The sequence below is a fragment of the Novosphingobium sp. genome, assembly GCF_041905565.1.
Taxonomy (GTDB): domain Bacteria; phylum Pseudomonadota; class Alphaproteobacteria; order Sphingomonadales; family Sphingomonadaceae; genus Novosphingobium.
The window spans coordinates 32,062-51,316 of the sequence record NZ_JAYRKX010000010.1; the positions used below are offsets into that span (position 1 = coordinate 32,062).

The 19,255-nt window shown below is 67.0% G+C and carries 16 protein-coding genes; 6 read left to right on the forward strand and 10 right to left on the reverse strand.

What is annotated here, in order from left to right:
• Positions 1 to 846 carry an ABC transporter ATP-binding protein gene (locus ACE3N9_RS09630; protein WP_374283258.1) on the reverse strand — a complete coding sequence of 282 codons (846 nt, stop codon included), beginning with the start codon at positions 844 to 846 and terminating at the stop codon, positions 1 to 3.
• Entirely contained in the window at positions 843 to 1,955 is a 1,113-nt protein-coding gene (locus ACE3N9_RS09635) for an ABC transporter permease (RefSeq protein ID WP_374283260.1), read from the reverse strand. The genes ACE3N9_RS09630 and ACE3N9_RS09635 overlap by 4 nt, the downstream gene beginning before the upstream one ends.
• 97 nt (positions 1,956 to 2,052) lie before the next feature.
• On the opposite strand from ACE3N9_RS09635, the gene ACE3N9_RS09640 reads away from it, so the two are divergent.
• The 3 genes from ACE3N9_RS09640 to ACE3N9_RS09650 are packed head-to-tail and all read left to right on the forward strand — an operon-like array spanning position 2,053 to position 6,871.
• The gene (locus tag ACE3N9_RS09640; protein ID WP_374283262.1) at positions 2,053 to 4,746 is read left to right on the forward strand and encodes a valine--tRNA ligase; all 2,694 of its coding nucleotides are present in this window, start codon (positions 2,053 to 2,055) and stop codon (positions 4,744 to 4,746) included.
• Complete coding sequence (locus tag ACE3N9_RS09645) at positions 4,743 to 5,477, forward strand: 7-carboxy-7-deazaguanine synthase QueE (protein WP_374283265.1); 735 nt, start codon at positions 4,743 to 4,745, stop codon at positions 5,475 to 5,477. The genes ACE3N9_RS09640 and ACE3N9_RS09645 overlap by 4 nt, the downstream gene beginning before the upstream one ends.
• Positions 5,474 to 6,871, forward strand: coding sequence for an MATE family efflux transporter (locus ACE3N9_RS09650; protein ID WP_374283267.1), 1,398 nt, complete (start codon positions 5,474 to 5,476; stop codon positions 6,869 to 6,871). Before ACE3N9_RS09645 ends, ACE3N9_RS09650 begins: the two co-directional genes overlap by 4 nt.
• A gap of 72 nt (positions 6,872 to 6,943) precedes the next feature.
• On the opposite strand, the gene ACE3N9_RS09655 is transcribed toward ACE3N9_RS09650, so the two are convergent.
• From ACE3N9_RS09655 to ACE3N9_RS09680, 6 genes are all read right to left on the reverse strand, one after another.
• Positions 6,944 to 8,635, reverse strand: a complete 1,692-nt coding sequence (locus ACE3N9_RS09655; RefSeq protein ID WP_374283270.1) for an ATP-binding protein — start codon at positions 8,633 to 8,635, stop codon at positions 6,944 to 6,946.
• 95 nt (positions 8,636 to 8,730) lie between these two features.
• Positions 8,731 to 9,483 (reverse strand): TIGR02186 family protein, encoded by a 753-nt coding sequence (locus tag ACE3N9_RS09660; RefSeq protein ID WP_374283272.1) that lies wholly within the window; start codon positions 9,481 to 9,483, stop codon positions 8,731 to 8,733.
• Positions 9,480 to 10,394 (reverse strand): sulfite exporter TauE/SafE family protein, encoded by a 915-nt coding sequence (locus tag ACE3N9_RS09665; RefSeq protein WP_374283274.1) that lies wholly within the window; start codon positions 10,392 to 10,394, stop codon positions 9,480 to 9,482. The genes ACE3N9_RS09660 and ACE3N9_RS09665 overlap by 4 nt, the downstream gene beginning before the upstream one ends.
• Positions 10,395 to 10,445: 51 nt before the next feature.
• Entirely contained in the window at positions 10,446 to 11,621 is a 1,176-nt protein-coding gene (locus ACE3N9_RS09670) for a hypothetical protein (protein WP_374283276.1), read from the reverse strand.
• On the reverse strand, positions 11,618 to 13,033 hold the full coding sequence (locus tag ACE3N9_RS09675) for a glycosyl transferase family protein (RefSeq protein WP_374283278.1): 1,416 nt from the start codon (positions 13,031 to 13,033) through the stop codon (positions 11,618 to 11,620). Before ACE3N9_RS09675 ends, ACE3N9_RS09670 begins: the two co-directional genes overlap by 4 nt.
• A 92-nt stretch (positions 13,034 to 13,125) precedes the next feature.
• The gene (locus ACE3N9_RS09680; protein WP_374283280.1) at positions 13,126 to 14,901 is read right to left on the reverse strand and encodes an acyclic terpene utilization AtuA family protein; all 1,776 of its coding nucleotides are present in this window, start codon (positions 14,899 to 14,901) and stop codon (positions 13,126 to 13,128) included.
• Positions 14,902 to 15,026: 125 nt separating this feature from the next.
• Here ACE3N9_RS09680 and ACE3N9_RS09685 point away from each other — a divergent pair, with 125 nt between their 5' ends.
• Both ACE3N9_RS09685 and nhaA read left to right on the forward strand, forming a co-directional pair.
• The gene (locus ACE3N9_RS09685; protein WP_374283282.1) at positions 15,027 to 15,872 is read left to right on the forward strand and encodes a hypothetical protein; all 846 of its coding nucleotides are present in this window, start codon (positions 15,027 to 15,029) and stop codon (positions 15,870 to 15,872) included.
• 82 nt (positions 15,873 to 15,954) lie between these two features.
• Positions 15,955 to 17,142, forward strand: a complete 1,188-nt coding sequence (gene nhaA, locus ACE3N9_RS09690) for a Na+/H+ antiporter NhaA (protein WP_374283285.1) — start codon at positions 15,955 to 15,957, stop codon at positions 17,140 to 17,142.
• 1 nt (position 17,143) lies between these two features.
• Here the strand turns inward: nhaA and ACE3N9_RS09695 are convergent, their stop codons facing one another.
• Complete coding sequence (locus ACE3N9_RS09695; RefSeq protein WP_374283287.1) at positions 17,144 to 17,578, reverse strand: VOC family protein; 435 nt, start codon at positions 17,576 to 17,578, stop codon at positions 17,144 to 17,146.
• 96 nt (positions 17,579 to 17,674) lie between these two features.
• On the opposite strand from ACE3N9_RS09695, the gene ACE3N9_RS09700 reads away from it, so the two are divergent.
• Positions 17,675 to 18,442: an SIMPL domain-containing protein gene (locus tag ACE3N9_RS09700; protein ID WP_374283289.1), complete on the forward strand. Its 768-nt coding sequence runs from the start codon at positions 17,675 to 17,677 to the stop codon at positions 18,440 to 18,442.
• A 79-nt stretch (positions 18,443 to 18,521) separates the two neighbouring features.
• Here the strand turns inward: ACE3N9_RS09700 and ACE3N9_RS09705 are convergent, their stop codons facing one another.
• A complete protein-coding gene (locus ACE3N9_RS09705) occupies positions 18,522 to 19,247 on the reverse strand; it encodes a TorF family putative porin (RefSeq protein ID WP_374283291.1) in 726 nt (241 codons plus the stop codon).
• Positions 19,248 to 19,255 lie beyond the last annotated feature (8 nt).

Sequence of the window (19,255 nt, forward strand, 5' to 3'; positions counted from 1 at the left end):
TTATGCCTTTCCGCCTTGCGGCTTGTCCATCGCCTTGGTGCGCGCCTGCGCCGCCTCGGCTGCCCGGCCGCGCGGACCGTTGAAGTATTCCTGGATCCACGGATGGTCCAGCGCCAGCAATTCGGGGATTGTCCCAACCGCAATCACCTGCCGGTCGGCGATCACCGCCACCCGGTCGCAGATCTCGTGCAGAGTGTCGAGATCGTGAGTAATCAGGAACACGGTCAGCCCCAGGGTATCGGTCAGCTCGCGGGTCAGCCGGTCGAACGCGGCCGCGCCGATCGGGTCGAGCCCGGCGGTCGGCTCGTCGAGGAACAGCAGTTCCGGGTCGAGCGCCAGCGCCCGCGCCAGCCCCGCGCGCTTGCGCATCCCGCCTGACAGCTCGGACGGGAACTTCGCCGCCGCTTCGGCCGGAAGGCCCGACAGCATGACCTTGTACAGCGCGATCTCATGGCGCAGCGCGTCGCTGATCTCGGGATAGAATTCGCGCAGCGGCACTTCGACGTTTTCCGCCACGGTCAGCGTCGAAAACAGCGCCCCGCCCTGAAACAGCACGCCCCAGCGGCTGCGAATGTCGAATTCCTCGTCGCCGCGCGCATCGGTGATCGACTGGCCCAGCACGGTGATCTCGCCCGCGCTTGGCACCTGCAGCCCGATGATCGAGCGCATCAGCACCGACTTGCCGGTGCCCGAGCCGCCGACCACGCCCAGGATTTCGCCTCGCCGCACCTTCAGCGACAGGTTGTCATGGATCACGTGTTCGCCGAACTGGTTGCGCACCCCTTCGACGACGATCGGGTAGTCGCCGGTATAATGCTCGACCTGGCCGGGTTGATGGGTGCTCATCCCCAGCCCACCTCGCTGAAGAACACCGCGAAGAACGCGTCGAGCACGATCACGACAAAGATCGCCTGGACCACCGCAATGGTGGTGCGCAGGCCCACTTCCTCCGAATTGCCCTCGACCTGCATCCCCTGGTAGCAACCCGCCAGCGCGACGATTGCGCCGAACACCGGGGCCTTGATCAGGCCAACCCACAGGTCGTGCAGCGGCACCACTTCCTGGATGCGGGTCAGGAAGGTCCAGAACGGGATTTCCAGCGTCATCGTGGAAATGAACGCCCCGCCCAGGATCGACAGCAGCGCGGCATAGAAGCCCAGCAGCACCATCATCAGCGTGCAGGCCAGCACCCGGGGGATGATCAGCGCCTCGACCGGGGAAACGCCGATGGTGCGCATCGCGTCCACTTCCTCGGTCAGCTTCATCGTCCCGATTTGCGCGGCAAAGGCGCTGCCCGACCGGCCCGCGACCATGATCGCGGTCATCAGCACGCCAAGCTCGCGAAAGCTGAGCCGCCCGGTGAGGTTGATCGTGTAGATTTCCGCGCCGAACTGCTCCAGCTGTATCGCGCCCTGCTGGGCGATGACGATGCCGACCAGGAAACTCATCAAGCCGATGATCCCCAGCGCGTTGACCCCGACCAATTCGAGCTGGCGGACGAAGGCTTTCCAGCGGAATTCGGCCGGATTGCGCGCCAGGTGCCACAGCGCCACCAGCATCGCGCCCAGGAAGCCCAGGAACCGCTGCACCCCGTCGAACAGGCCCAGCACATAGCCGCCGACCGTGGCGGCAACCCGTTCGAACATCGGATATTCGGGCGGGGTGACCGCGCCCTGCCCGCTCGAGCGGTGCACGGCCGCGATCAGCCGGGCGGCCTTGTCGCTGCTGCCGACGATGACGGCATCATGATCGCGCGCCAGCCGCCAGGCCACCCAGGCCCCAACCGTGTCGATTTCGGTGACTTCAGACAGGTCTACCCGCGTCACCGGCCCGTCAACCTTGCGCAGCGCGCGGTCAAGCTCGCCAATCGAGGATACCAGCAGCGGGCCGGTCAGGGCCACGGTCACCGCGCCCTGCTCGTCCTCGTCCTCGCGGTAGTCGGCCCATTCGCGCATCGCTGGTGGTGTGGGCGAAAAATGCGTCCGGGGCAAGGCGCGCCATGGCCCCGCAATGCTTGCGCCGGCGCCGCGCCGCTGGCAAAGGCCGCTGCTTATGACCGGACAAGCACTCGACAAGACTTTCGACCCCGCCGCGATCGAGGCGAAGTGGTATGAACATTGGGAAACGAACGGCCTGTTCCGTCCGGAACGGCCGGACGCGCAGCCCTTCACCATCGTCAACCCGCCGCCGAACGTTACGGGCAGCCTCCACATCGGCCATGCGCTCGACAACACCTTGCAGGACGTGGTGATCCGGTACGAGCGACTGCGCGGCAAGGATGCGCTGTGGGTGGTCGGCACCGACCACGCGGGGATCGCGACGCAGATGGTGGTCGAGCGCCAGCTGGAACAGCAGCAGGACAAGCGCACCAATTACACCCGCGAAGCCTTCGTCGAGAAGGTCTGGGAGTGGAAGGCCGAAAGCGGCGGCACGATCACCCGCCAGCTGCGCCGCCTGGGCTGTTCGATGGACTGGAGCCGCGAGCAGTTCACCATGGACCCGCACTTCACCCGCGCCGTGGTCAAGGTGTTCGTCGACCTTTACAATCAGGGGCTGATCTACCGCGACAAGCGGCTGGTCAACTGGGACCCCAAGCTCAAGACCGCGATTTCGGACCTTGAGGTCGAAACGCGCGAGGTCAAGGGCGGCTTCTGGCACTTCAAGTATCCGCTGGCCGACGGGGTCAAGCGCGCCGACGGGCTGGATTACATCGAGGTCGCCACCACCCGCCCCGAAACCATGCTGGCCGACATGGCCGTCGCCGTCCACCCGGACGACCCGCGCTACCAGTCGGTGATCGGCAAGGAGATTCTCCAGCCGCTGACCGGCCGCCGGTTCAAGGTGGTGGCCGACGAACACGCCGACCCGGAACTGGGCAGCGGCGCGGTGAAGATCACGCCGGGCCACGATTTCAACGACTTCGAAGTGGGCAAGCGCGCCGGGATCAAGCCGGCCCAGATGCTCAACATGTTCGATGCCGAGGCCAAGGTGGTGCAGACCGCCGATGGACTGGTGCCGGACAAGTATGTGGGTCTCGACCGCTTCGTGGTGCGCGAGATGATCGTGGCCGACATGAAGGCGGCGGGGATGCTGATCCCCCATGTCACCAAGGACAAGGACGGCAACGAGACCGAACACGACGCCGAACCCCGCACCATCCAGACCCCGTTCGGGGATCGCGGCGGGGTGGTGATCGAACCCTGGCTGACCGACCAGTGGTACGTCAACGCCGAGGCACTGGCCAAGGCCCCGCTCGAAGCCGTGCGTTCGGGTGCGATCGAAATTGTCCCCAAGACCTGGGAAAAGACCTTCTTCAACTGGATGGAAAACATCCAGCCGTGGTGCGTGTCGCGCCAGCTGTGGTGGGGCCACCGGATCCCGGCGTGGTATGGCTCCGACGGCCAGTGCTATGTCGCCGAAACCGAGGAAGAGGCGCAGGCCAAGGCCGGTGCGGGCGTCACGCTGGAACGCGACCCCGACGTCCTCGACACCTGGTTCTCCTCCGCGCTGTGGCCTGTCGCAACGCTCGGCTGGCCGGACGACACCACGCTCGTCCAGCGCCACTATCCCAACGACCTGCTGATTTCCGGCTTCGACATCCTGTTCTTCTGGGATGCGAGGATGGCGATGCAAGGCCTTCATTTCATGAAGGAAGTGCCGTGGAAGCGGCTCTACCTGCATGGCCTGGTGCGCGCCGCCGATGGCCAGAAGATGTCCAAGAGCAAGGGCAACGTGGTCGACCCCCTGGGCCTGATCGACAAGTACGGGGCCGATGCGCTGCGCTTCTTCATGTGCGCCATGGAAAGCCAGGGCCGCGACGTGAAGATGGATGAAAAGCGCGTCGAAGGTTACCGCAACTTCGCCACCAAGCTGTGGAACGCGGCGCGCTTCTGCCAGTCGAACGGCATCGGCGCGAGCACTTCGCTCGAAGCCCCGGCCGCGACAGCTGCGGTCAACAAGTGGATCATCGGCGAAGTCGTCGAAACGCTGGCCGAACTGGACAAGGCGTTCGCCGACCTGCGCTTCGACGCAGCGGCCAATGCGGTCTACCACTTCGTCTGGGACCAGTTCTGCGATTGGTACATCGAACTGATCAAGGGTTCGTTCGACGAGGAAACCAAGGCCGTGGCTGGCTGGGTGCTCGACCAGATTCTGGTCATGCTGCATCCGTTCATGCCCTTCGTCACCGAGGAACTGTGGAACGCGCTGGGTGACCGGGCGGGCACGCCGCTGATCACCGCACGCTGGCCGCAGCCGGGCACCGGCGTCGATGCGGCGGCCAAGGCTGAGGTCGACTGGCTGATCGCGCTGATCGGCAACCTGCGCACCGCCAAGAACGAGCTGGGCATTGCGCCGGGCGCAAAGCTCGACGCCTATCTGCCCGATCCTTCGGCGCAGACCCGCGGGATCATCGAGCGCAACCCCGGCGCGATCGACCGGCTGGCGCGGCTTAACGGCATCCGCTTCGAACCGGCCCCGGCGGGCGCGGCGATGCAGGTTGGCGCAGGCGATGCCAATATCGTCGTGCCGCTGGAAGGCGTGATCGACATTGCCGCCGAACAGGCCCGGCTGACCAAGGCGCTGGAAGTGGCGACCAAGGAAGCCAAGAGCCTCGAAGGCCGCTTGTCCAACCCCGCCTTCGTCGAAAAGGCCAAGCCCGAAGCGGTCGAAAAGGCCCGTGCCGACCATGCCATGCATGCGGCCGAAGCCGAACGGCTGGCGGCGGCGCTGGCGCGGCTGGGGTGAGCCTTACCCTCGCCACCACCACGCCCGGCGAGCCGGAGATCTTTGCCTCGCTGCAAGGCGAAGGGGCGAGCATCGGCCGCCCCTGCGCCTTCGTGCGGCTGAGCCGCTGCAACCTGGCCTGCACCTGGTGCGACACGGCCTATACCTGGCGGTTCGAGGGCGATAACCGCCCCCACCGCGACGACCGCGCCTTCGAACGCAAGGCCAACCAGCTGGTGCTGGACGAGGCCGACGTTGCCGCGCGAATCATGGCGCTGGGGCAGGACCGGCTGGTGGTGACCGGCGGGGAACCGCTGCTGCAAGGCGCGGCGCTGGCCCGGATGATCGCCCTGCTGCATGGCATCAGCGTGGAAGTGGAAACCAACGGCACGGTTGCCCCGCATCCCGATCTGGACCCGCTGGTCAGCCAGTACAATGTCAGTCCGAAGTTGAAGCATTCGGGCAATCCCGTTGATTCAGCACTGATTCCCGAACGGCTGGCGGACTGGGCCTCCAAACCTCAAGCCTGGTTCAAGTTCGTGATTGCCGAGCCGGAGGACCTGGCCGAAGTGCTCGCGCTCCAGACGCGCTACGCCATCCCCGGCGCGCGGATCATGCTGATGCCGGAAGGGACCGGCAGCGACGTGATCCGCGCCCGCGCCCGCTGGCTCGCGCCGCTGGCGCTGGAGCACGGCCTGCGCTTTACCGACCGGCTGCACATCCACCTTTACGGCGACACCCGCGGGACATGAGCGCGCCCAAAGCCCCCCCACTGCGCGGCGACCTGACCCAGGGCCCGCTGCTGAAAACGCTGATCCTGTTTGCCGTTCCGCAGATGATCGGCAACGTGCTGCAGAACCTCAACGGGTCGATCAACGCCGTGTGGATCGGGCAGCTCTTGGGCGATGCCGCGCTGGCCGCCACGGCCAATGCCAACATCATCATGTTCCTGCTGTTCGCGCTGGTGTTCGGCTTCGGCATGGCGGCGACGGTGCGGATCGGGCAGGCCTGGGGCCGGCAGGACGTGGTTGCGGCGCGGCGCGCACTGGGCACGGCGATTGGCCTGACCACCGGCATTGCCATGGTGACGACCGTGGGCGGCATTGTGTTTGCCCCGCAATTGCTCGACTGGCTGGCCACGCCGGGCGCCAGCCGGGGCGAAGCGCTGGCCTATCTGCGGGTGGTGTTCATCGCCAACCCGCTGGCCACGATCACCACGATGATCGCCATGGGCCTGCGCGGCGCGGGCGATGCGGGCACGCCGCTGCGCTTCATGATCCTGACCAGCGTGATCGACGTGGCACTGAACCCGCTGCTGATCCTGGGGTTTGGCCCGATCCCGCCGCTGGGCATTGCCGGATCTGCCTGGGCCACGGTGATCGCCACGGCGATCGGCCTGATCGGCCTTCTGGCCTTCATCTATGCCCGCGACCTGCCGCTGCGACTGCGCGGGGCGGAGCTGGCCTGGCTCAAACCCCGCCGTGACGAGTTGGCCTTCATCCTGGGTAAGGGCCTGCCGATGGGCACGCAGATGCTGGTCATCAGCGGCGCAGGCGTGATCATGATCGGGCTGGTCAACCGCGAAGGGCTGGTGCTGGCGGCGGCCTATGGCGCGCTGCTGCAGATCTGGAACTACATGGGCATGCCGGCCATGGCGATTGGCGCGGCGGTCAGCGCGATGGTTGCCCAGCATATCGGCGCGGCGCGCGAAGCCCGCGTCGATGCGATCAGCCGCGCCGGCTCTGCCGCCAACCTGCTGATGACCGGCGCGCTGACCGTGGTGCTGCTGCTGTTCGACGGGCCGCTGCTGCGGCTGTTCCTGGGCGCGGACAGCCCCTCGGTCGCGGCCGCGCTGCATGTTCAGGACCTGGCGATCTGGACCTACCTGCCGTTCGGCATCACCATCGTCCTGTTCGGCACGCTGCGCGCCTACGGCGTGGTCTGGACGCAGATCGCGGTGCTGCTCACCTCGATGTATCTGGTGCGCTATGGCTGCTACTACCTGCTGCACCCGCACCTGGGCGCCGACGCGCTGTGGTATTCGCTGCTGGTCAGCTCGTTCCTGTCGATGCTGCTGACCCTGGCCGCCTACCTTTACGCACCGTGGCGCAGGCCCATGCTGCAACGGGTTGCCGCGGGGGGATAAGCCGGGGGAGCGGGCCGCCTCCGCGATCAGCTTGGCCTGGCCGGATGGCTTTTCCGCACCCGGCAAGGTCTCTTATCGGCCCTGCGCGCGCCAGCGCTGGACGGTGCGCAGGACCATTTCCTCCTCGCCGCCCGAGTTCGACCAGAGCTGGCTGATCGACGGGTCGGCGCTGGCCGGGCGTTTGAATTCCTCCAGCTCGTCAAACGCGACGCGGATCGGGATCGACACGCCTTCGCCGCAGATGATGCATTCGCGGTTGCGCAGCGCCGGAATCGAATCGAGGAAGCCGCGCGCCCCTTCGGGCATCGCCGCTTTCACGAAGGCCTGGTCGCGGTCGTTGTTGAGGCGCATCGAGATGATCGTGCCGCACTGCGACAGCACGCCTTCGGCCAGGTCCGACGGGCGCTGCGTGATCAGCCCCAGGCTGACCCCGTACTTACGCCCTTCCTTGGCGATCCGGCTGAGGATCTTGCCGACCGAGGAACCATCGGCGTTCTTCTCGCTCGGCACATAGCGGTGCGCTTCTTCGCAGACCAGCAGCACGGGGCGGGTCTTTTCATCGCGCGACCAGATCGCGAAGTCGAACACCATGCGGCTGAGCACCGCGACCACGGTGGACGTGATGTCCGAGGGCACACCCGAAACGTCGATGATCGAGATCGGCTTGCCCTTGCTGGGCATGCGGAAGATCTTGGTGATGAATTCGGCCATCGTATCGCCGACCAGCATCCCTGAGAACATGAACTGGAAGCGCGGATCGGCCTTCAACTCGTCGATCTTGGTCTTGATCCGCATGTAGGGCGCACTGCTCGTCGCCTTGTCGAGCTTGCCCATTTCGGTCTGGATCAGGTTGGTCAGGTCCGACAGCAGGTAGGGGATCGGGCTGTCGACCGTGATCTTGCCCATGCTTTCGGCCAGCCGGTTCTTCGACCGTGCCTGGAGCAGGCACTTCGAGAGGATGTCCGAATCCTCCTGGCGGTCGTTGCCGGTGGTGGTCAAGAACACTTCGCAGTGCTCCTCGAAATTCATCAGCCAGTACGGCATCTGCAGGTTCGACACGTCGAAGATCATGCCGGTCTGCTTGAACGCGGCGCTGTATTCGCCGTGGGGGTCGATCATCACGATATGCCCTTCGGGGGCATGTTCGCAGATCCGGTGCAGGATCAACGCGGCGCTGGTCGATTTGCCGGTGCCGGTGGAGCCGAGCAGCGCGAAGTGCTTGCCCAGCATCGAATCGATGTACAGCCCGGCGCGGATGTCGCGCGTGGGGAACACGGTGCCGACCTGGATCGAGCTGCGCCCGTCGCTGGCGTAGATCTGGCGCAGGTCGTTGGACGTGGCCGGATAGATCAGCGCGCCGGGAATCGGATAGCGCGTCACGCCGCGGCGGAAGCTGTGGATGCGGCCGGTCAGGCGTTCCTCGTCGCCTTCGCCCAGGAAGTCGATGTTGGCCATGATCCCGCCGGGGGTCTTGCTGTCCTGCTTCTGGGTGCGCACGCTGGCCAGCAGCCAGCCCTTGCCGACCCGGATCTTGACCTGGCTGCCGACCTGCCCGGCCAGCGCGACCGAGGGGTCGTGATCGCCCGAACATTCCTGCAGGCGCTGCAGATCAAGTGCGATGGCGGAACCGGAACCGGCGATTTCCAGCACGATGCCAATCGGTTCGCGGGCATTGTCAAAGTCCTGCGCGGCAGCCTCTGCCGCTGCCGCATCCGCTTGGGCCGCGTGCCCAGCCCCGAAGCCCTTGTGGCTCATGTTGTCCATTGCGCGTCTAATCCCTTGCGCCAATTCAGGATTGGCAGCGTGGGGGTTAAGACCGGGACGGTTAACATCGTGCTAAATTTGCGCGGATCCGCTTACTAAACCAGCGCGAACAACCGCCCCGCCAGGAAGCCCATCGCCACCGAGATCACCACCGCCAGCAGGCCATAAAGGAAGCCATAGTGATCGGCGAACTGGGCCGTTGCCCGTTCGAAGCCGGTCTTCTTCACCTCGACCCGGCTGAGCGCGGAGGCGACCACGCGGCCCTGGGTGATGGCAAAGGTTTCGGCAGTGTAAGTGCCGGTCTGGACGCTGGACGGCAGGGCAATGCGCGCCTGGTAGAGCACCTGTTCGGATACTTTCACCCCGCGCGGATCGTCCTGGTACAGCCCACCCCGGCGCATCAGATCGACCAGCCCGGCCGAAAAGCGGGCCTGTTCCTTGGGCTCGTAAGTCCCGACCGGCGACAGCTGCAGCCAATCGAGGCCCAGCTCATAGATCGCAGCGGTCTTGTCATCGACCAGCTTGTCGATCGGGCGCGACGAAGCCACCGCGAAGAAGCTGGGGGCAGAACGGAATTCGGTGCTGACGGCATTGACCCAGATCCCGGCGATCCGCTGCTTTTCGCGCAGCACGATCGACTGGGTCGGCCCCTTCAGCACCACGACAATGTCATAGTCCTGGCCGGCGCGCTGCCCTTCGGGCGTCAGGATCGCGCCGAACAGCAGCAGTTCCGCGCCCTTGAATCCCTGGCGCACCTGGATTTCGTGCTGCGACACTTCCGGCACCAGGATCGGATCGCGCGCGCCGGTCAGGAACAGCAGCGCCAGAATCAGCAGCAGGCGCTTCACAGCAGGTCCACCGTATAGATTTCGTCCGGGCGCCAACCCAGGCCCAGCGCCATGCGCAGCGCGATCACCAGCACGATCGCCGCCAGGATGAAGCGCAGCCGTTCCGCCGGCAGCTTCTGCGCCAGCTGCGCCCCGATCTGCGCGCCCGACACCGAACCGATCAGCAGCAGCACCGCCAGGACGATGTCGACCGCCTTGGTGGTCAGCGCATGCATCATGGTCGTGGCCATGGTGACGAACAGGATCTGGAACAGCGAGGTGCCGACCACCACGTTCGCGCTCATCCCCAGGATGTAGAGCATCGCCGGGACCAGCACGAAGCCGCCGCCGATCCCCATCAGCATGGTCAGGATGCCGGTGAACACCCCCAGCAGCAGCGGCGCGAGCGGCGAGATGTACAGGCCCGAGCGATAGAACCGCCAGCGCAGCGGCAGGCTGGCAACCATCGGGTGATGCCGCCGCTTGCGCGCGGGCAGCGGCACGCCGGCCTTCTGCGCCTGCAGCGCCTGCCAGCTTTCCCGCGCCATGATTGTCCCGATCGAGCCGAGCAGCACGACATAGAGCACGTTGATGACGATATCGATCTGGCCAAGCTGCTGAAGCAGGCGGAACAGCACTGCCCCGATGCCGGTGCCGATGATCCCCCCGGCCACCATCACCCCGCCCATCTGGTAATCCACCCCGCTGCGGCGCGAATGGGCGAAGACGCCGGACACGCTGGCCCCGGTAACCTGGCTGGCGGCCGATGCGGCGGCGACCGTGGGCGGGATGCCATAGAAGATCATCAGCGGCGTGGTCAGGAACCCGCCGCCGACCCCGAACATGCCCGACAGGATGCCCGTCAGCGCGCCAAGCGCGACGATCACCAGGCCGTTCACCGACAGGTTGGCGATGGGCAGATAGACGTCCATGTGCAGCATCCGGCCTAGCCCAGCGCGGCGCGCGGGGAAAGGGCGCGGGGGCTAGAAACCTGCGGAAACGGTCAGCGCCGGGCCACTTTCCGGCGCGGCCCCGCCCGCGATGCGAAAACGCCAGTCCGCCGACAGCCGTGCGCCGCCGGTCCCCAGCGGAAAACCCAGCGTGGCGCTGGGTCCGGCATCGATCCGGCTTGCTCCCTGCTGCGCCCCGCCCCAGGCCCCGCCTCCGGCGCGCAGTTCGGCCCGGCCGATCCGGGCAATCGGCCGTTCGACGCGCACCTGGCCTTCGGCGAACGGCGTGGCGAACCGTCCGCCGACATAGCCGGCGGCGGCATAGCTTTCGGCCCGGAACCCGCCCGGCAGGGGCAAAGGCGCAAATTCGCTGACCAGCAGCGCGGCCGGGCGCAGCGCGGTGCCGCTGGCCAGCCGGGTGACCCGCAGTTCCGCCATGGCCGCCACCGGCAGTCCCTTGACCGGGCGCAGCGACAGGCCGGCGGCCACTTCCTCGTCATGCGGCGCGCGCACGGCAGCGCTGACGCGCAGGTAGGCCGCCGGGCGCAGCGCGGAGGACGGGGCGAGGCGATAGCGGATCACGGCCCCGGCCTGGCTGGCGCCGTAACTGGCCGGCGCGCCGCCCACAGCCACCGCGCCGCTGCCGCCGCGCCGCAGCAGCAGCCAGCCATCGGCGGAGAAACGCGCGGACTTTGCCTCGGGCGACTTGGGCGGGACTGCCGGGACCGGCCCGGCGGGCGCGGCAAGCCGCGCTTCGGGCGGCAGCGGCAACTGCGCCAGCGCCGCCAGCCACAGCATCTGGTGTCCTCCGGCCAGGCGCGGATTGCCGAAACGGGGATCGGCCGGCGGCGCGATCGGATCGATCTGCGGCGTGGGTTCGGCAATCGGCGCCGGTGCAAGCGGCCGCTGGGGCAGATCGCCGTGCCGCCCGGCCCCGGCTTCCCCGGCAGGCAGCGCGGAAACGGCACGTGGTGCGGCAATTGCCGATGGGGCAGGCGCGGCGGGCGCGGGGGCAAAGCCCTGCGCGATCAGTTCGGCCGCAGTCGCATCGGCCGGCAGCCGCGATGGCCCCCCGGCAAGTCCGGGCGCATCCGCGGCAGTCCTGGCGGTTGCCGCCGATTCCAGCATCCAGGTGCGCGCGCCAACCCAGGTGACCAGCAGAAGCGCCAGAGTGATGACGGGCTGGCCGCGCGATCCGGTCCGCTTCATGCCCGGACCTCCTGCAGGACGGCACGGGCCGGATGGCCGGCGTGTTCGGTCTTGTCCCAGACCACCTGGCCGCCCAGCAGCGAGCGCAGATAGGCCAGCAGCGCGCGCCGCCCGGCCATGATCGCAATGACATTGCCCACCGGGATCCGCAGCACCGACCGCAGCGCCTCGGCCCCGCCATATTCGCGGCCGGTGAACAGCGCCCGGCTGGCGGCGCGCCAGACAAAGCCGACCGAACTGGCAATCAGCATCACGCGCATCGGCCCGGACAGCGGCAGCACCGCATCGATCCCCAGCGCCCAGTGGCACAGGATCAGGACCGCATCGATTGCCAGCAGCAGATAGGCCGCACCCAGCACCAGCGCGGTCAGCGGGCCGCGCCGGTCACGCAGGGCCATCCACAATTCGACCGGGCGGAACTGCCAGCCAAGCCGGTCCCAGCCCTGAAAGGCAATGCCGTGGACCCAGCGGGTCTTCTGGCGCACCGCCGAAGCCAGGGTGGCGGGAAAATAGCTCGACGTTGCGACCAGACCGCCCTGGGCATCGCGCAGCCGCAAAAAGGCGCTGCCCCGCCCTTCCCGCGACAGCTCGATCCCCAATTCGTAATCCTCGGTCAGGCATTCCGGCGCGAATGGCCCTTCGCCACCTTCGTCCAGGCGGCGTTCGGCCAGACGCTGCATTGCCCCGCGCGAAAAGCCGCAGCCGACCCCGGCCGCCGGCAGCGGGGCGCCCAGCGCATTGCGGACCACCAACGCCTTGGCGTGGCTTTCGGCGAATTCATCGGCATAGTGGCCGCCGATCCAGCGGGAATCGGCCTGGATCAGCGGGTGGACCGGCAGCTGCACGAAATCGACCGCGCCAAGTGCCGCGTCGATCGCCTGCAGGGCGGCCGGATGGACCATGTCTTCCGCGTCCTGCAATACCACGCCGCGAAAGGGCTGGCCGCCGCGCACTTCATCATCGCACATCGCCCGGTAAAGGCGGTTGAGGCAATCGGCCTTGGTCGTGGGGCCGGCCACGCCATGCACCACCAACCGCACGCGCGGATCGCTGCCCGCCCCTTCCATTGCGGCGGCCAGCGTGACGCTGTCATTGCGGTAGCACCCGACATAAAGCCGCAGTTCGCGCTGCGGCCAGGCGGCCAGGGCGTGGGCAATGGTGGTGCCGATCACCCCGGCTTCGCGGTAGGCCGGGATCAGCACGGCGATCGGGCCATGCAGCGGATCGGCGCCATAGCCCTGCGGCAAGCGCTGGGTTCGCGCCTGGCCGGTCAGCCGCAGCCACAGCCAGGTCAGGTCGATCGCCAGTTCATCGAGCAGACCGACCACGAACCAGAACGCCGCAAAGATCAGCAACTCGCGCTCGCACGCGGCAAGCGCAATCAGCAGTTGCGAGATCCAGTCCTGGGTCATTCTGGCGAGAGCCCTCGTTCGTCACCCTCTTCGCCAAAACCTTAAAGGATTAGTAATTCATTACAACGCCTGTTCTGTGGTTACGGCCAAGTTCACATCCCCAGTGCCGCGCAGGGCAACTGGAACGGCAGCAATTGCTGGCCAACGCTCTTGGCGGCGGAATCGAGCCGGCTGCTGGCGTTGATCCCGCCCGGCAGCGCCCCGCCCAGCACCACGTTGATCGCGTTCAGCCCGGGCAGGTCGTAGATCTGGATCTGCGCCTGCGCCGGATCGCGGAACAGGTGGGCGAACCAGTCCGCCAGCGCCTGCGGGGTCAGCGCGGCGCGGATTGCGGGAAGGTAAGCCGGATCGCGCGCGATCACCCCGACGTTGACCGTCTCGCCCTTTTCGCCGCTGCGGGTGAAGGCGATCTTTTCGAGCGGCACCACGCCGCCGCCCGGCGCGGGCAGTTCCGGCACCGGGGGACGGCTGGTGATGCTCAGCGGCACCCCCGCCGGGCCGCGATCCGGGCAAGCCTGCGGCGTGCCATCCAGATCGACCAGCGCTGTCACGCTTTCACGCGGGATCAGGAAGGCGACCATGTGCAGCACCGGGCTGAGCCCGGCGAAGGGCACGATGCTGGTGCCCGGCGCCATGCCGCACATCTGCGCGTGGAGTTCATAGGCGAACAGCCCCGCGCTTTGCTGCGTTTCGAAATCGGCGCTGATCTTGAGGAGGATTTCCATCACGCTGTCAGGATCCGGCGCGCGGGCGCCAACGCTTTCGCCCGAACCGATCAGAATCGCTTCCTTGGTAATGAAGCCCGGCATGTTTCGCTCGCGCAGCAGGGTGGCGCCGCGTTCGAAGTGCGCTTCGGCCTGCTTCTTCGCCTTGGCAATGGCGCGCGGGCCGATCACCGGCTGGTAGGAGGTGACCCGCCAGCCCTGGTCGAAGGTGGCGCAGACCTTCAGCGTGGGGGTGCGCGGATGGCCCTTCATGCCCTGGACCAGCACGCGGTCCTTGCCCTCCTGGGTCATGGTCACCTGGGTGAAATCGCAGACCACGTCGGGCACGATGTAGGCCTGCGGATCGCTGGTTTCATAAAGCAGCTGTTCCGACACGGTGCCCACCGTCACCAGGCCGCCGGTGCCTTCGCCCTTGGTGATGACGCAGGTGCCATCGGCGCGGCATTCGGCAATCGGGAAGCCGATCCGGTCCCAGCCTTCGACCTGGTCCCAGTCGGTATAGGTCCCGCCGGTCGCCTGGGCGCCGCATTCGATCAGGTGGCCCACCAGCGTACCCGCAGCAATCAGGTCCCACTGGTCTTCCTTCCAGCCGAACCGGTTGATCAGCAGGCCCAGCGCCAGCGCAGAATCGACCACGCGGCCCGTCACCACGATGTCCGCCCCGCCGGCCAGCGCCGCCGCGATCGGGAAGCCGCCGAGGTAGGCGTTGATGCTGGTCACCCCGCTGTCGGGCAGCACGTCATCGCCCTCGATGCCCTTCATGCCCGCGAACTCGCCCACCCGGTCCATCAGGCAGTCGCCGGCCACCGCCGCGACTTTCAGGTTCAGGCCGCGCTTCGCGATCTCCTCGCGCAGGCGGGCTGCCAGAGCGAGCGGGTTGACCCCGCCGGCATTGCTGACAATCTTCGTCCCGCGCCGCGCGATCTCGTCCAGGTGGGGGCCGATATAGCGGGTGATGAAATCCGCCGAATAGCCCATCGCCGGATCGGCCGCGCGCATCCGCCCGAACAGGCCCATCGCCCCTTCCGCGAGGAAGTCCATGATGATCGCATCGACCCCGGCGGCCAGCAACTGCGGCACCGCGGTGATCGAATCGACCATGAACCCGCCGCCGCCACCAATGCGATAAGTATCTTGCGCCATGCGCCTGCCTCTCCAATTATCCTTTGCCCAATGCCACCACGCACGACGGCGGCCGGCATCACCCGTTTGGATGATGACCACTTTCCCGCCCCGCGCAAGGCTGCGAGTCTGACGGGAGAGCGAACATGGCCGAAGACGCCTATCTTTATCGCGGCGTGAACCAGCTGCCGACCATGAGCAGCGTGCTGGTATCATCGTCGAAATACCTCAATTCGCCCAAGCTGCGCGACTGGGTGGCGCGCTCGCAATTGAAGAAGGGCGGCCTCGATTTCCCCGGCCCGGCCGAGATGTACGAGTTGCTGCCGATCCTCGACGAGCTGCGCGACTTTGACCGGATCGAAGCCCTGTTCCACGAAGAACGCCGCACCAATGCCCGGCTCGACCAGTGGATCGGCGAAGGCTTCGTCTCCAGCTACAAGCTGGAAGACATGGCCGACCTGCCGCCCGAATCGGTTGGCGGGATCCTCTACGGCGCGTGCAAGGCGGGCAATTACGGGCTGCAGATCGTGCCGTGGACCCAGCCGCAAAGCCAGTGGCAGTTCTTCAACATGCGCGCCGGACAGACCCACGATTTCGAACACATCCTGTGCGGCGGGGGCTTCAATTACCTCGGCGAACTGCTGCCCTACTGGATGCGCCTCGCCAGCATCCACCGCTTCATCGAGAACGAGGAACTGGTGGGCGAGATCAACGTCCTGTCGATCTTCGGCATGACCCGCATCCTGACCCGTTCGGTGCTGCACTATCCGGCGATCTGGCCCAAGGTGATCGAATGCATCGAGCACGGCCTGGCAATCGGGCGGCAGAGCGGGCCGATCTGGATGGCGAAGATGGAGGACATCTGGCACCTGAGCGTGCCCGACGCCCGCGCGGCGCTGGACATTGTCGGCGCGGTCGACATCGAAAGCGAGAGCGAAGGGCTGATCTACGAAGGCAAGCTGCCCTACCCGCTGGCCAAAGCCGCCGAGTAAGCCCGGCTCCGGCCACGCGGCGAACCGGCGCAGCGCCGGTTTCGGTTGCCTTTGCCGTGCCTTGCGGCAAATGCTTCGGGCCATGACCAAGCCGCGCCACCCGCTCTCCCGCCTTGCCAGCGCCCTCGCCCGCCTGCTCCATGGCGAGGCGGGTGCGGGCCTGCTGCTGATCGCGGTGGCCGCAGCAGCGATGATCGCGGCCAATTCGCCGCTGGCCCATGGCTACCACGCGCTGTTCCACAGCGAATGGGCGTGGAGCCCGGTGGCCAAGCTCAACACGCTGCATCTGTGGATCAACGACGCGCTGATGGCGCTGTTCTTCTTCGTGGTAGGGCTGGAGATCAAACGCGAGGTGCTGGACGGCGAACTGTCCAGCCCGGCGCGGCGGCGGCTGCCGGTGCTGGCGGCGGCGGCCGGCATGGCCATGCCCGCGCTGGTCTACCTTGTGGTGACGCGCGATGTGCCTGCCCTGCACGCTGGCTGGGCAATTCCCGCCGCCACCGACATCGCCTTTGCCCTGGGAGTGCTGGCGCTGCTGGGCAGCCGCGTGCCGCCATCGCTGCGGCTGTTCCTGCTGACTGTGGCGATTGTCGACGATCTGGGCGCGGTGGCGATCATCGCGCTGGCCTATACCGCCGGGATCAGCCTGCCGTGGCTGGCCGGTGCGGGCGCGGTGCTGGCACTGCTGGCGCTGTGCAATGCGCGCGGGGTGACCAGCGGCTGGGTCTATGCCCTGCTGGGCACCGCGCTGTGGTTTGCAGTGCTGCATTCGGGCGTTCATGCCACGGTGGCGGGCGTGCTGGCGGCGCTGTGCGTGCCGCTGCGGCTGGACGGGCATGGCGATAGCCCGCTGCTGCGGATGGAACACGCGCTGGCGCCCTTGAGCGCCTATCTGATCGTGCCGCTGTTCGGCTTTGCCAATGCCGGGGTGGCGCTGGCCGGGATCGGCCCCGATGGCTTGGCCGCCGCGCTGCCGCTGGGCGTCGCGCTGGGCCTGTTCCTCGGCAAGCAGACCGGCGTGCTCGGCGCGATCTGGCTGGCGCAGCGGCTGCGTCTGGCCGATCCGCCCGCCGGGGCCACCTGGACCCAGCTGTGGGGCATGGCCCTGCTGTGCGGGATCGGCTTCACGATGAGCCTGTTCATCGGCCAACTGGCTTTCCCCGGCCAGCCCATGCTGGTCGAGGAAGCCAAGCTCGGCGTGCTGGCGGGATCGCTGCTGTCCGCTCTGGCGGGCTACGCCGTGCTGCGCTGGGCCCGCCCGGCGCGCTGACTTACCAGGTTCCGGTGTTTTCCATGCTGGCCCAGGGCTCCTGCGGCGCCAGGTGCCCGTCCTGGAGCAGTTCGACCGAAATCCCGTCCGGCGTCTTGACGAAGGCCATGTGCCCATCGCGCGGCGGACGGTGGATGATGTGCCCCGCCGCCATCAGCGCGGCGCAGGTTTCGTAGATATTGTCCACGCGGTAGGCGAGGTGGCCGAAATTGCGGCCCCCGCTATAGCTTTCCCCCGCGCCGTCCTCGGGCGGCCAGTTGTAGGTCAGTTCCACTTCGGCCACCCCTTCATCGCCGGGCGCGGCCAGGAAGATCAGGGTAAAGCGGCCCTGCTCGCTGGAAAATCGCTTCACTTCCTTCACGCCGATCAATTCGAAGAAGGCGATTGTCGCTTCAGGATCGGTGACGCGGATCATGGAATGGAGAAACTTGGGCATCGGGTCTTTCCAACTCAATTCATCGATGGATATGCACGGTTCATCGTGCAGACAGCATCAAGCGCGCATCCCCTGCCCATCGCAGGGAGATTGGCCATGTCCGATTCTACGCATGATGACCCCACCATTGCCACCCAATTCTGGCACGATCCGCTCAACCGCCGCTGGCTGGCGACGGCGGGGGTGCTGACCATTGGCCTGATCGCGGGCGGATACCTCCTCGGCAACGGCCTGGTCCGCGCGCGCGAGGCGGACCGCGCGGTGACCGTGCGGGGCCTTGCGGAAAAGGACGTGACCGCCGATCTTGCCACCTGGTCGCTCAGCTTTTCGGCCAGCGCGCCGGACCTGGCCAGTGCCCAGGCCGATGCCGACCGCGATGCCGCCGCGATCCGCGCCTTCTTCAAGGACGCCGGCTTTCCGGCGGGCGAATTGCAGCCGGTGGGGGTGAACGTCTCGACCTATACCGAGAACGGCAACCCCAAGGTAACCGTGCGCCAGCGCATGACCCTGCGCACCCAGGACATCAAGCGCGCCCAGGACGCGGCCAGGCACCAGTTCGACCTGGTCCGTGCCGGGGTGGAGCTCGAGGACGGGTCGGCGATCAGCTACAGCTTCACCAAGCTGAATGCGATCAAGCCCGAAATGATCGCGGCGGCAACCAGGGACGCGCGCGCCTCGGCCGAACAGTTCGCCAAGGACAGCGGCACTTCGGTCGGCGCGATCCGCAGCGCGACGCAGGGCTATTTCTCGATCCTCGATCGCGACACGGCCAGCGGCGATGACAGCGGCGGCGGCTGGGGTGCGGCCAGCACCCCCTACAAGAAGGTCCGGGTGGTCACCACGGTCGAATTCTCGCTGCGCTGAACGGCCAACGACCCGCTCCGGCTTGCGCCGAAGCGGGTCGCGCCATGCACCCGGTGAATGCAGAAGCGGTGGCTGCCCCTTAGAACGAGGCCTTGAGCGTGCCGACCACGGCATCGTTCGACACGCTGTCGATCGAATTGCCATCGACGCCGATGTAGCTGACGCCCAGCGACAGGTTCTTGGTGACCGCGACGCTGGCGCCCAGCGAGTAATCGAACCCGCCATCGGTGCTCTTGCCGGTCAGCAGCTTGGGCGACAGTGCGCCATCAGTGTAGCCCAGGTGGGCCGACAGGCTGATCGGGGTTTGCGGAACGCCCAGGCTCCAGTCGGTGTAGACATACAGGTTGTCGTCACCGCCCAGCGAATCCTGCTTCCAGGCATAAGCAACGCCGACCTTGGCCGAGGCCGGGCCCAGCGTCTTGGTCAGCGAGGCATAGGGTTCGAACACGTTGGCATCGCCGACGTTGCCGTTGGGATAGACGTAATAGAGCAGGCCGACATCGGCGGTCAGGCCATCGGCCACGGCGCCGGTCCAGCCGCCATAGACGTCCAGTTCCATGTTGCCATAGACCGGCGTATCCTCAAGGCTCGACGCCCAGGCGCCGGCATAGAAGCCGCTGGCGTGGTTGACGTTGATCGAGCCCTGCACGGCAACATCGCCCGCGCTCAGCGAAATGCCGCGGAAGCGATAGTCGGTGACCAGCGCGGCGTTGCCGGTGACAGTGAATTCGGACGGGGCATCGGTTTCATCGGCAAGAGCCGGAGTAGCTGCGAGGGCGCAGCCGGCGAGAAGCGAAGCAGCCATCAGGCTGC

Excerpts from the sequence above, each read along its gene's own strand:
- ACE3N9_RS09630 (WP_374283258.1), bottom strand. The coding sequence starts at position 846 with ATGAGCACCCATCAACCCGGCCAGGTCGAGCATTATACCGGCGACTAC.
- ACE3N9_RS09635 (WP_374283260.1), bottom strand. The coding sequence starts at position 1,955 with ATGCGCGAATGGGCCGACTACCGCGAGGACGAGGACGAGCAGGGCGCG.
- ACE3N9_RS09640 (WP_374283262.1), top strand. The coding sequence starts at position 2,053 with ATGACCGGACAAGCACTCGACAAGACTTTCGACCCCGCCGCGATCGAG.
- ACE3N9_RS09650 (WP_374283267.1), top strand. The coding sequence starts at position 5,474 with ATGAGCGCGCCCAAAGCCCCCCCACTGCGCGGCGACCTGACCCAGGGC.
- ACE3N9_RS09655 (WP_374283270.1), bottom strand. The coding sequence starts at position 8,635 with ATGGACAACATGAGCCACAAGGGCTTCGGGGCTGGGCACGCGGCCCAA.
- ACE3N9_RS09665 (WP_374283274.1), bottom strand. The coding sequence starts at position 10,394 with ATGGACGTCTATCTGCCCATCGCCAACCTGTCGGTGAACGGCCTGGTG.
- ACE3N9_RS09670 (WP_374283276.1), bottom strand. The coding sequence starts at position 11,621 with ATGAAGCGGACCGGATCGCGCGGCCAGCCCGTCATCACTCTGGCGCTT.
- ACE3N9_RS09675 (WP_374283278.1), bottom strand. The coding sequence starts at position 13,033 with ATGACCCAGGACTGGATCTCGCAACTGCTGATTGCGCTTGCCGCGTGC.
- ACE3N9_RS09680 (WP_374283280.1), bottom strand. The coding sequence starts at position 14,901 with ATGGCGCAAGATACTTATCGCATTGGTGGCGGCGGCGGGTTCATGGTC.
- ACE3N9_RS09685 (WP_374283282.1), top strand. The coding sequence starts at position 15,027 with ATGGCCGAAGACGCCTATCTTTATCGCGGCGTGAACCAGCTGCCGACC.
- nhaA (WP_374283285.1), top strand. The coding sequence starts at position 15,955 with ATGACCAAGCCGCGCCACCCGCTCTCCCGCCTTGCCAGCGCCCTCGCC.
- ACE3N9_RS09695 (WP_374283287.1), bottom strand. The coding sequence starts at position 17,578 with ATGCCCAAGTTTCTCCATTCCATGATCCGCGTCACCGATCCTGAAGCG.
- ACE3N9_RS09700 (WP_374283289.1), top strand. The coding sequence starts at position 17,675 with ATGTCCGATTCTACGCATGATGACCCCACCATTGCCACCCAATTCTGG.
- ACE3N9_RS09705 (WP_374283291.1), bottom strand. The coding sequence starts at position 19,247 with ATGGCTGCTTCGCTTCTCGCCGGCTGCGCCCTCGCAGCTACTCCGGCT.